At 72.5% G+C, this 12,109-nt stretch carries 9 protein-coding genes; 4 read left to right on the top strand and 5 right to left on the bottom strand.

The genetic code is table 11. The features are described 5' to 3' along the window. Together lysA and VK611_09255 are read right to left on the bottom strand one after the other, a co-directional pair. Nucleotides 1-1,068, bottom strand: a 1,068-nt coding sequence (lysA, locus tag VK611_09260; protein HMG41507.1) for a diaminopimelate decarboxylase, incomplete at its 3' end; no start/stop codon positions are given. Nucleotides 1,069-1,157: 89 nt separating this feature from the next. Next, on the bottom strand, nucleotides 1,158-1,772 hold the full coding sequence (locus VK611_09255; GenBank protein ID HMG41506.1) for a hypothetical protein: 615 nt from the start codon (nucleotides 1,770-1,772) through the stop codon (nucleotides 1,158-1,160). A gap of 48 nt (nucleotides 1,773-1,820) precedes the next feature. Between VK611_09255 and VK611_09250 the strand changes: the two genes are divergently transcribed. Then, nucleotides 1,821-3,353, top strand: a complete 1,533-nt coding sequence (locus VK611_09250) for an adenylate/guanylate cyclase domain-containing protein (GenBank protein HMG41505.1) — start codon at nucleotides 1,821-1,823, stop codon at nucleotides 3,351-3,353. Beyond that, nucleotides 3,350-3,991, top strand: coding sequence for a TetR/AcrR family transcriptional regulator (locus VK611_09245; protein ID HMG41504.1), 642 nt, complete (start codon nucleotides 3,350-3,352; stop codon nucleotides 3,989-3,991). The genes VK611_09250 and VK611_09245 overlap by 4 nt, the downstream gene beginning before the upstream one ends. Nucleotides 3,992-4,067: 76 nt before the next feature. Here the strand turns inward: VK611_09245 and VK611_09240 are convergent, their stop codons facing one another. From VK611_09240 to VK611_09230, 3 genes are read right to left on the bottom strand one after another with little or no spacing between them, the layout of a single operon-like run. After that, on the bottom strand, nucleotides 4,068-5,627 hold the full coding sequence (locus tag VK611_09240; protein HMG41503.1) for an FGGY-family carbohydrate kinase: 1,560 nt from the start codon (nucleotides 5,625-5,627) through the stop codon (nucleotides 4,068-4,070). Nucleotides 5,628-5,632: 5 nt separating this feature from the next. Then, entirely contained in the window at nucleotides 5,633-7,087 is a 1,455-nt protein-coding gene (locus VK611_09235; protein ID HMG41502.1) for an aminotransferase class III-fold pyridoxal phosphate-dependent enzyme, read from the bottom strand. Continuing rightward, the gene (locus tag VK611_09230) at nucleotides 7,087-7,746 is read right to left on the bottom strand and encodes a class II aldolase/adducin family protein (protein HMG41501.1); all 660 of its coding nucleotides are present in this window, start codon (nucleotides 7,744-7,746) and stop codon (nucleotides 7,087-7,089) included. The genes VK611_09235 and VK611_09230 overlap by 1 nt, the downstream gene beginning before the upstream one ends. Nucleotides 7,747-7,839: 93 nt before the next feature. On the opposite strand from VK611_09230, the gene cofH reads away from it, so the two are divergent. Next, nucleotides 7,840-10,209 (top strand): 5-amino-6-(D-ribitylamino)uracil--L-tyrosine 4-hydroxyphenyl transferase CofH, encoded by a 2,370-nt coding sequence (cofH, locus tag VK611_09225; protein ID HMG41500.1) that lies wholly within the window; start codon nucleotides 7,840-7,842, stop codon nucleotides 10,207-10,209. Nucleotides 10,210-10,297: 88 nt separating this feature from the next. Then, nucleotides 10,298-12,067 (top strand): Hsp70 family protein, encoded by a 1,770-nt coding sequence (locus tag VK611_09220; protein ID HMG41499.1) that lies wholly within the window; start codon nucleotides 10,298-10,300, stop codon nucleotides 12,065-12,067. Nucleotides 12,068-12,109: the final 42 nt, after the last annotated feature.

Below are 12,109 nucleotides of genomic sequence, written 5' to 3'. Positions count from 1 at the left end.
GTGCTTGCCGACAACGGTGACGGTGAGCGATCTCTCGGCATCCACGTCTCGGGGGAGGAAGGCTTCGTAGCCACTGCCATACAACATTGGCCTGGGGTTGTCGCTCATCCCACCATCCACCGACACGTACGTCCGAATGTCGGGCACCGTTTTGATCGTGCCCACGGTGTAGAGGGTGACAGCAGCTTGCGCGGCGATCGAGCGCCCGGGCTCGGCCACGATGCGGCTGTCGATCCCGGCGGCTCGACACGAGTCGATCACGGTCCTTCCCCACTCGGTGATCGTGGGCGCTTCCTCACCCTCGACGTAGGGCACACCGAGTCCGCCACCCACAGACAGCTCCGGCAGATCGAGCGCCCGAACCCAGGGAGCGATCACTTCGATCGCCTGGTGGAAGAAGTCCGCGACGAACACCTGACTACCGATGTGCACGTGAACGCCGACGAGATCGACTGCGGGTGATCCTGCGGCTCTCTCGACGGCCTTGGTGAGCTCCCCCGAGGCGATACCGAAACCGAACTTGGAGTCGAGCTGGCCCGTCCGGACGAACTCGTGGGTGTGTGCCTCGACACCTGGTGTCGCCCGGACGAGGACCTGTGGGACCAGTCCGTCCTCGAGGTTCAGGCGGTCCAAGCGGTCCAGCTCGTCGAGGCTGTCCACGACAATCCGCCCGACCCCCGCCTCACGTGCCCGCCGCAGCTCGTCGACGCTCTTGTTGTTGCCGTGAAGCACCAGACGATCGGCCGGAACGCCCGCGGCGAGCGCGACGTGCAGCTCGCCGCCCGTTGCAACGTCCAGGCACAGGCCCTCTTCGTGAGCCAACTGGGCCATGGCGACACAGAGGAACGCCTTGCTGGCGTAGGCCACGCCGTCCCCGAAGACATCAACCGCTTCGCGGCAGCGAGCCCGGAGATGAGCTTCGTCGTAGACGAAGAGCGGTGTATCGAACTCAGCGACGAGATCCTCGAACGAGCAGCCCGCTATGGCGAGAGACCCGTCTGCGTTCACCGAAGCATTGTCCGGCAGCAGACGGCGCGGTAGGGCGCTCATGAAGATCGCGCCCAACACGTATGAGCAGGCACGATGCACGATGCTACTGGGCGTGACCGCCGGATCCCTAGCAAATTGCCCATCGATGAGGGCCAAGCGCTAGCGGGTCAGAGGTTCCGGGCGACGTGGGGGGTGAGGACGAGGGTCAGCTGGTCGTGGCTCAGGAGGCTGTAGAGCCGCTGGCCCTCGGTGAGCATGTCGGGGCAGTGGTCGAGCTCGCCGACCAGCTCCTCCGATCCGAGCTCGCGGCCCGTCCGGAGCTCGTAGACCGTGATGCGGTACCTGGCCGTCTGCACGTCCACGATCCCGCCGTCTCCGACGTACTCGCACTCGTCGTAGCCCTCCGGCGGGGAGGCGACGAGGCCCAGCCGGTCGATGCAGGCGACGAGCTGCACCCGGGCCGGGTCCTCCGGGAGCCACACGGAGGGGTCGTCGACCTGGTACGACAGCGCGGGGAAGACCGCCACCGGGTGCGGGGCCGGGCCGCGGTGCCGGGCGGCGTCGACGTAGGGCTCGCCGGGCGACTCGCACGCGTCGGCCAGGTGCCAGATGCGGTCGGGCACCCGGCGGGGGTCGTCGTCGAGCAGCTCCCGCCCGACGACGAAGACGACCACCACGGCGGCCACGACACCGAAGACGCTCAACACAGTCACGACCGCCGGTCGCCGGCGCACGGCCCACCAGATGTCGAACCACCGGTCCAGCAACCTGTCGCCAATCATCGGGGGCTGAAAGTACAGGCCCCCAGCCCGCCCCCTACCCTGGCGGGCGTGGAACGAGGCGACCTCACGCCGCTGGGCGAGTTGGTGCGGGGCATCCGGGTGTCGGTGTTCCGGCGCCTGCTGCTCGCCAACGTCGCCGGGGGCAGCGTGGTGCTGGCGTACAGCCAGCTGACGCTGGGCGAGAGCATCGCCCCGAAGGTGGGGCTACCGCTGGTGCTGCTGGCGTTCGGGGCGACGTTCGCGGTGTCGGCCGTGCTGGCCAACGTGTGGGCCTACCTGGCCTTCTCCCGCTCGGTGGCCTGGGTGGTGGAGGAGCGCCCGCCGACCGACGAGGAGCGGGCCGCGGTGCTGCGCCTGCCCTGGTGGTCGGCGCTGCGGCCCTTGCTGTTCTGGGTGGTCGGGGCGGTGATGTACGGCATCGCGGCGCCCCTGGCCGGCGCCGGGGCGCTCGACGTGCTGCAGATCGTCAACGCCATCGTCCTCGGCGGCCTGGTCACCTGCGCCCTCGGCTTCCTGCTGATCGAGCGGACGTTCACCTCTCTGTTCGCCCTCGCCCTGGCCGGGGAGCCGCCCCGCCGACCGGCCACCCTGGGCGTGCGCACCCGCCTGCTGTTCGCCTGGGCGGCCGGGTCGTGCGTGCCGCTGCTGGCCTTCGGCCTCGACGTGGCGGTGCCCGAGACCCGCATGCCCCCCGAGGCGGTGGTGGTGCTGACCATCGCCGGGATCGGGGCCGGGCTGATGGCCACGATCGCCACCGCCAAGTCGCTGGCCGACCCGCTCGACAGCGTGCGCGACGCCATCGGTCAGGTGCGCGACGGTCGCTTCGACGTCCACCTCACCGTCGACGACGGCGGCGAGATCGGCCAGGTGCAGGCGGGCTTCAACAACATGGTGGCGGGCCTGCGGGAACGGGAGCACGTGCAGGACCTCTTCCGCCGCCACGTCGGGCCGGCGGTGGCGGTGCGGGCCCTGGAGCACGGCACCGGCCTGGGCGGCCAGCAGAGCGACGCCAGCATCGTCTTCGTCGACCTCATCGGCTCCACGGCGATGGCCGAGGTGCTGCCGCCGACCGAGGTGGTCGACACGCTCAACGACTTCTTCGACGTGGTCGTGCGTTGCGTCGACGCCCACGGCGGCTGGGTCAACAAGTTCGAGGGCGACGGCGCCCTGTGCGTGTTCGGAGCGCCCGCCCATCAGCCCGACCACGCCTCCCGCGCCCTGCAGGCGGCCCGGCTGCTGCAGTCCGGCATGTGCGGCCTGGCCGAGCGCCACCCGGGCCTGCAGGCCGGCATCGGGGTGTCGTCGGGCCAGGTGGTGGCGGGCAACGTCGGCACCGAGGCCCGCTACGAGTACACGGTGATCGGGCCGGCGGTGAACGAGGCGGCGCGGCTCACCGACGTGGCCAAGGGTCGGCAGGTGAAGGTGCTGGCGTCCGGCGAGGCGGTCCGCCGGGCGGGCGGCGAGGCGGCGCAGTGGCGTGACGTGGGCAGCGTCGCCCTGCGGGGCCGCAGCAGCCCGACGCCGATCCGCGAGCCGATCCCCGAGCCCGTGTCCGCCGAGGCCCCGGGCGTCCCGACGTGACGACGGAGCCCGGATCGCCCGACATCCGGCTGCGTCGCCACCCGCAGCAGGCCCGCAGCCGGGAGCGGGTGCAGCGCCTGCTGGAGGCGGCCGACCACGTGCTGGCCACCGAGGGGTACTCGGCGCTGACCATGCGGCGGCTGGCCGACGAGGCCGGCGTGCCGGTGGGGACCATCTACCAGTTCTTCGCCGACAAGGCCGGCGTGGTCGACGCCCTGGCCCGGCGCTACATCGGCGAGTTCGACGGGATGATCGAGCTGCTGGTGGCCGACGCCGAGTCGCAGCGCTGGGACGACGTGGTGGGCACCGTGATCGACGCCGCCATCGACATCTACCGGTCGCGGCCCGGCTACCTGGCGCTGTGGATCGGCCGGCACCTGAGCCCGGAGCTCCAGCAGGCCGACGAGATGAACAACGCGGCGATCGCCGACGGCCTGCGCCGCATCCTGGTGGCCCAGTACGGCCTGGCCGACGACGAGCGGCTGGCCCGCAAGTGCCAGGTGGCGGTCCAGACCACCGACGCCCTGCTGCAGCTCGCCTTCCGCCTCGACCCCAAGGGCGACGACGCCATCCTCGACGAGGCCCGCCGCCTCCAGCGCCTCTACCTCACCGTCGTGGTCGACGACGCCGGCCCCTGACCGAAACCTCGACACGGCTGGCGCTCTGGCCACCACTTCTGTCGAAGTTTCGGTCGGTCGTCGTCCGGTCGGGCGGTCAGCGGCGGTGGAGGGTGCGGGTCCGCTTGTGGATCCCGCGGAACGTCCGGTAGGCGCGGTCGTAGGTCGACCACGTGGTGGGGTCGGGCTCGTAGGTGGCCTGGATGGCGACGCGGTCGGGGATGTCGGCCCAGGTGAGCTTCCCCAGGGCGACCGCGGCGATGAGGCCGGCGCCCCGGGCGTTGGCCAGCACCGGCTCCGCCGCCTGCCGGATGGGGCGGTCGAGCACGTCGGCCATCGTCTGGCACCACAGGGGCGACTGGGCCCCGCCGCCGACGAACGTCAGCGAGTCGAACCGTCGCGCATCCCGGGGCAGGCGGACGAAGCCCTCGACCGTCTCCAGCATCCAGCGGGCGTTGAGCGCCACGCCCTCGAACACCGACCGCACCAGCGTCGTCCGGTCGGTCGCCAGCGACATGTTGAACCAGCCGCCCCGCAGGCGGTGGTCCTCCACCGGGGTGCGCTCGCCGTTGAGCCAGGGCGTGAACACCACGCCGTCGCTGCCCGGCGGTGCGGACGCGGCCATGGCGTTGAGCCGGGCCAGGGCGTCGGCGGGCACGTCGTCGGGGTAGACGACGTTGTCGGCCAGCCAGGTGAGGGCCTTGCCGGCCACGTCCTGCACGGTCGCCACCCAGTAGCGGCCGGGCACGACGGCCGGCAACGAGGCGATGTTGGTGCGCAGGTCGGTCTTCTTGTAGGGCACGTGGCAGGTGAGCCAGGCCGACGTGCCGACGTAGAGGTGCGCCTGGTGGTCGCCCACCGTGCCCGCCCCGACCGCGGCCGCCGTGGTGTCACCCGTGCCGGCGACCACCTGGACGTGGGTGCCCAGCCCCAGCTCCCGGGCCACCTCGGGCAGGATCGGCCCCACGATCGACGCCGGCGGCACCAGCTCGGGCAGGGTCGCCGGGTCGAAACCCGAGCGGGCGGCCAGCTCCTCGTCCCAGCGCACCGAGTAGGGGTCGCGGTTGTCGCTGCACCAGCGCAGCGCCGCGGTGTCGTAGCCGGCGACGGCCCGCCCGGTGAGCCGCATCGTGAGGTACTCGGGCACGTCGAGGAACCAGCGGGCGGCGGCGTAGGCGTCGGGCGCCTCGTGGCGCAGCCACTGCACCTGCCCCACCGGGTCCTTGCCGGTGGGCGACGGCACGCCCCCGGTGCGCCGCAGCCAGGTGGCCAGCCGCCGGGCGTTGTAGCTGGTGCCGGGGACGGTGATGCCGCCGCCGGTGAGCGCGCGGCTGTGACGGGCGCCCCGGCTGTCCATCCAGATGACCGCCGGGTGCACGGGACGGCCGGCCTCGTCGACCGCCACCGTCCCGCCCCACTGGGCACTCATGCAGACGGCGGCGATGTCGTCGGACGGCACCCCGGCACCTCCCAGCAAGCGCCGAGATGCCGTCACGACGGCACGCCACCAGTCGTCGGGGTCCTGCTCGGCGCCGCCTCCCGGCAGCAACCGCAACGTGGTCGGCTCGGTCTCGTGCCCGGCGATCGTTCCATCGTCGGTCGACACCAGGGCGACCTTGACCCCGCTGGTCCCCAGATCCACGGCGAGCGTGTACACGCCCGTCATCCCACGCCGGAGAAGACGCGGTCGAAGCGGCTCAGAGCGTCGTCGACCACCTCGTCGGTGTCGGCCATGCTCGTGTACAGCCGGCTGCCGGCGAGGGTGATCATCCCCTCGGCGGCGAACGCCGCGCCCATCTCCTCGAGCATGTGACGCCGGGGGCCGACCTCGCCGAACGCCGCCGGGTCGCGCAGGTCGAGCTGCAGCACCCCCGAGGTGTGCAGGTGCACGATCGACCCGAAGTTGTAGGTGACGTAGGGCAGGTCGTAGCGCCCGATCAGCTGCTCCAGCCCGGCCCGCAGCCGGTCGCCGGCCCGGCCCGCCAGCACCGGCGCCCCGGTGCGCTCCATCTCCAGCAGCGAGTGGTAGCCGGCGGCGCAGCTCAGCGGGTTGGCCGACAGTGTGCCGCCCACCAGCACCTTCACGCCCTTCGACGACAGCCCGCCGGCGAACACCGACATCACGTCCTGGCTGCCCCCGACGCCCCCGGCCGCCGGATAGCCACCGGCGACGCACTTGCCGAACACGGTCAGGTCGGGCCGCACGCCGAAGTAGCCCTGGGCGCCGCCGAGGCCGAGCCGGAACCCGGTGACCACCTCGTCGAAGATCAGCAGCGCCCCGAACTCGTCGCACAGCTCCCGGGCCTGCGCGGCGAAGTCGTACGGCACCGGCCGCACACCGCTCTCGGGGCCGACGGGCTCGACGATCAGCGCCGCGGTGCCGCCCTTGTCGCGGTTGGCCTCCAGCACCGACCGCAGCTCGTCGACGTCGTGGGGGAAGAACTCGTGGGTGCGGGCCAGGTTGTCGGGCGGGATGCCGGTCGCGTCGAGGGCGCCGGTGCCGGGCAGCCGCAGGGCGTACACCACCTGGTCGCTCCAGCCGTGGTAGCCGCCGCCCACCTTCACCACGTGCTCGTGGCCGGTGTAGGCCCGCGCGGCCCGCAGCGCCGCCATCACGCTCTCGGTGCCGCTGCCCAGCATGCGGAACTGCTCGACGGCGGGCATGAAGTCGTGGATGAGGCGGGCCAGCTTCAGCTCGTAGTCGTGGAACAGACCGGTGACCGGCCCGCACGTCTGCAGCAGCTCGATCACCTTCTCGCGCACCGGGGCGTAGTTGCTGCCCAGCACGGTGGGGCCGCCGGCCTGGAGGAAGTCGATGTAGCGGTTGCCGTCGACGTCCCACAGGTAGGCGCCCTCGGCCTTCTCGACGGCGAGGGCGAACGGGTGGTTGAAGGCCAGGTTGTGCTGGACGCCGCCGGGGATGACCTGCTGGGCCTCGTCCGCCGCGGCCTTCGAGCCGGCGCAGTGGGTGTCGAACCAGGAGAGGTAGGCCTCCATGCGGTCGCGCCGCAGGGGCCGGGGCGGCGTGGCGACGAGGGCGTCGCAGCGCTTGACGATGTCGTCGATGTCCGGCCAGTCGGTGATGCCGTACTCGTGCTCGCGGGTCGGGTCGCCCATCAGCCGTCCGCCTTCCGGATCGCGCCGTACTTGTTGGCGATGGCGGCCATGATCACGGCCTCCAGTTCCTTGTCGGACAGGATCCGCGGTGTGCCCAGGGCGACCGACCGGGAGTAGAGCTCCGCCAGCCACTCCAGCAGCTCGAGGCGTTCGCAGGCCTCGTCGAGCGAGCGCCCGTAGGCCACCGAGCCGTGGTTCTGCATGAGCGCGGCGTTGCGGCCCGCGAGCGCCGCGGTGACGTTGGCGGCCAGCTCCTCGGAGCCGAAGGTGGCGTAGGGCGCCACCCGTACCGGCCCGCCCAGCTGGAGGATCGTGTAGTGGATGGCCGGCAGCTCGTCGTGCGTGCACGACACCGCGGTCGACGCCAGCGCGTGGGCGTGGGCCACGGCCCGGGCGTCGGGCTGGTCGGCGTAGACGCCCAGGTGCAGCGGCACCTCGGAGGTCGGTGCCAGCTCGCCGTCGACGTGCTTGCCGTCGAGGTCGACCACCGTGATCATGTCGGCCGTCAGCTTGGCCAGCACCCCGCCGGTGGGCGTCACGGCCACGTGCTCGTCGCCGCAGCGCACGGACAGGTTGCCGGCGGTCCCGACCACCAGCCCCCCTTCGCCGACCCGTCGGCTGGCGGCAGCCAGCTGCTCTCGCTCAGTCCCCCACATCATGAAACATGATCATAGGTTCATGTTTCGCAGGTGTGAAGTGGCGTGAACCGGGTGTGAAGCGAACCGCCCGTCCGCCGGTAGCGTGCCCCGGTGATGGGCAGCCTCCTGGACCTGCCGCTCGACACGCTTCTCGCCCGGTCCCGTGTGGCCCGCGACAGGCGTAGCGGCACCCGTGTGACGTACTCGCCGAAGGTCTTCATACCGCTGACGAAGCTGTGTCAGGACCGCTGTGGCTACTGCACCTTCGCCCAACCGCCCGCCCGGCTCGACGCGCCCTATCTGACGCCCGAGCAGGTGCTGCGGATCGCCAAGGCCGGCGCCCGGGTGGGTTGCCACGAGGCCCTGTTCACGTTGGGTGAGCGGCCCGAGGCCCGTTACCCGGTGGCGCAGCAGTGGCTCGACGAGCACGGCTACGCCTCGACGGTCGACTACCTGGTCGCCATGTGCCAGCTGGTGCTCGACGAGACCGGGTTGTTGCCGCACGCCAACGCCGGCGCCCTGTACCCCGACGAGCTGGCGAAGCTGCGGCAGGTCGCCCCCAGCCAGGGGATGATGATCGAGTCGCTGCGACCCGACCTCGACGCCCACCGGGGCGCGCCCGACAAGGTCCCTGCCCGCCGCCTGGCCACGCTGGAAGCCGCCGGGGAGCTGCGCATCCCCTTCACCACGGGGATCCTCGTGGGAATCGGCGAGGACCGGGCCGACCGTCTCGAGGCGCTCGAGGCCATCGCCGAGTCGCACCGGCGCTGGGGCCACGTGCAGGAGGTGATCGTCCAGAACTTCCTGCCCAAGCCCGGCACCGCCATGCACGGCGCCGCGCCCTGCCCGCCCGAGGCGCACCTGGAGGCGATCGCCTTCGCCCGCCTGGTGCTGCCCGACGACGTGGCCGTGCAGGCGCCGCCCAACCTGGCCGACGACTTCGGCATGCTGCTCGACGCCGGGATCGACGACTGGGGCGGCGTCTCCCCCCTCACCGCCGACCACGTGAACCCGGAGCGGCCCTGGCCGGCGCTCGACACCCTGCGGAAGGTGACCGAGGCCCGCGGCTTCGCCCTGGCACCCCGGCTCACCGTGTACCCGCAGTACTCCAACGCCTGGACGGGCGCGGCCGACACGTGGCTCGACCCCAAGCTGCGGTTCCCGGTGATGGACCGCTCCGACGCCGAGGGCCTGGGCCGCGACGATCCGGGCGCGGTGCTCCCGGAGCACACCCTGGAGGACGCCAAGGCCGGCACCGGGGCGGAGATCCTGCTGATCGGTGAGCGGTCGACCGCGTGGTACTCGGGGGCCGACGTCACGGCGCCCGCCGTCGTCCCGGCGCCGCACGACCGGGTGCGGGGCGCCGTCGCCGAGGTGCTCGACGGCGTCCGGCAGGGCCAGACCGTCGGCTTCGACGAGATCGTCACCCTGTTCGCCGCCCGCGGCCCCGAGGTGGGCGCGGTCGCCGCGCTCGCGGACGAGCTGCGGGCCGAGACCGTGGGCGACACGGTCACCTGGGTCCACAACCGCAACATCAACTACACGAACGTCTGCACCTTCAAGTGCAAGTTCTGCGGGTTCTCGAAGGGCCCGCTGTCGCTCAACCTGCGGGGCACGCCCTACCTGCTCACGCTCGACGACATCGCCGGCCGCGCCCGTGAGGCGTGGGACCTGGGCGCCACCGAGGTGTGCCTGCAGGGCGGCATCCACCCCGACTTCGACGGCGACTACTACATCGAGGTGGCCAAGGCGCTCCACGCCGAGGTGCCCGACATGCACCTGCACGGCTTCACCGCCCTGGAGGTCACCGAGGGGGCCAAGCGCCTGGAGGAGCCGCTCGACGTCTACATGAAGCGGCTGATGGACGCCGGCCTCAAGTCGCTCCCGGGCACCGCCGCCGAGATCCTCGACGACCCGGTGCGGGCCGTCCTCTGCCCCGACAAGATCGACACCGAGGAGTGGCTCGACGCCCACCGCACCGCCCACCAGGTGGGCCTGCGGTCGAACGTGACGATCATGTTCGGAGCGGTCGAGCGGCCCGACTCCTGGGCCCGCCACCTGCTGCGCACCCGCGACCTGCAGCAGGAGACCGGCGGCTTCACCGAGTTCGTCGGCCTGCCGTTCGTGCACATGGCGACGCCGATCTACCTGCAGCGCAAGGCCCGCCGCGGCCCCACGTTCCGCGAGGTGATCCTGGTCCACGCCGTGGCCCGCATCGCCTACCGCGGGCTGATCGACAACGTGCAGGCGTCGTGGGTGAAGCTCGGGCTCGACGGCACCGAGCAGCTCCTGCGCTCCGGGTGCAACGACGTGGGCGGCACGTTGATGGACGAGAACATCTCCCGGGCGGCGGGTGCGTCGCACGGCCAGGAGCTGTCGCTCGACCACCTGGGTGCGCTCGTGGAGGGCCTGGGGCGCCGCCTGGAGCAGCGCACGACGCTCTACGGTCGTCCCGTGGCCCGCGCGGAAGCCGCCGTCAGCTGACAACGAGCGAAATTGCGTTCGCCGGCCGGCTCCACGCGGGTTTTCGAACGCAATCTCGTCTGAGACCGGTTCTGGGGTTCTTCACGACATGACCTATCACCTCGGCGTCGACCTGGGGACGACGTACACAGCGGCGGCCATCGCCCGGGACGGGCGGGCGCTGCCGGCCACCCTGGGGAGCCGGAGCGTGGCCATCCCGTCGGTGGTGTACCTCGGGAGCGGCGGCGACGAGTTGCTGGTGGGCGAGGCCGCGGCCCGCCGGGCGGTGTCGGAGCCGAGCCGGGTGGCCCGGGAGTTCAAGCGGCGGGTGGGCGACCCCACGCCGATCCTGCTGGGCGGCAGCCCCATCGCCGCCGAGCTGCTGATGGCCCGCCTGCTGCGCTGGGTGGTGGGCCAGGTGGCGTCGACCGAGGGGTCGTCGCCGGCGTCGCTGGCGGTCACCCACCCGGCCAACTGGGGCGAGTACAAGCTCGACCTGCTGCGCCAGGCGATCCGCCACGTCGACCTGAAGGTCGACCACTTCGTGTCCGAGCCGGTGGCGGCGGCGTCGTTCTACGCGGCGCAGCGCGACCTGGCGCCGGGCTCGGTGGTCGCCGTGTACGACCTGGGCGGCGGCACCTTCGACGCTGCGCTGGTGCGGGTGGAGGGCACGTCGTTCCGGATCGTGGGGCGGCCCGACGGCATCGAGCGCCTGGGCGGCATCGACTTCGACCACGCCATCCTCCGCCACGTGTCCGACGTGCTGGGCATCGATCTCGACAGCCCCCTGCTCGACGCCGACGACCCGGCGACGGTGGCCGGGCTGCAGCAGCTGCGGCAGGACTGCGTGGAGGCCAAGGAGGCGCTGTCGGTGGAGTCCGACGTGTCGATCCCGGTGCTGCTCCCCGACCGGCACACCGAGGTGCGGCTCACCCGGCACGAGTTCGAGGCGATGATCCGGCCGGCGCTCAACGAGACGATCGTGGCGCTGCGGCGGGCGGTGGAGTCGGCCGGCATCGGGCTCGACGACGTGACCGCCGTGCTGCTGGTGGGCGGCTCGTCGCGCATCCCGATGGTCGCCCACCTGGTCACCGAGCAGCTGGGCCGCCCGGTCGCCGTCGACGCCAACCCGAAGGACGCGGTCCCGCTGGGCGCCTCGCTGGTCGCCTGGCGGGCCGCCCGCCCGGCCCCACCCCAGGCCGCGGCGGCTGTCGCGGCGACGCCGGCGCCCACTCCCGCGGTCGACCCCCGGCCGGCGCCGCCCCGGCCGACCCCCGCACCGCAGCCCGTCGCGGCGTACCCCACACCGGCGCCGATGGCCGCGGCCCCCACGCCCCCGTCGAGCGGGCAGAACCGGAACCTCTACCTGGCCGCGGCCGCGCTGCTGGTCGTGGTGGTGGTCCTGGTGGCGATCGCGGCCACCCGAGGCGATGACGACGACCCTGGCTCCGCCGACCCCGGTGGGCCCCCGGTCTCCACCGACGACACCAACGGAACCACCGACACCACCTCGCTCGACGACATCCTCGGCCAGCTGGAGGACATCAGCGACGACCTGGGCGGCCTCGGCAGCGGCCAGGGACCGGCGCTGACCGCCCTGCCGGGCAGCGAGTGGAGCGACGAGGCCCGGGCGGATTACGTGTCGCAGTGCGTCGCCTCGCCGGACCTGTCGGCGGCGGCGACCCTCGGCAGCATCCCGGCCGAGGACATGTGTGGCTGCATGTACGACCGGACGCGGGACGCGGGCGCGTCGTTCGCCGACTTCAACGACCTCCTCACCGCCGCCGACATCAGCGAGGTCGACGCCGACAACACCGCCCAGGACGCCTTCACGACCGCGGGGACGGGCTGCGTCACCGACCTGATGGGCGCCGGCTGAGGAGGCGCGGCAACGGGCCCGCCACGTGCCAGGCTTGGCGGG

This window comes from Acidimicrobiales bacterium (genome assembly GCA_035316325.1).
Taxonomy (GTDB): Bacteria; Actinomycetota; Acidimicrobiia; order Acidimicrobiales; family VFJN01; genus DASXTK01.
Note: the sequence above shows the minus strand (reverse complement) of the source record. Positions and strands in the feature narration are given on the sequence as shown.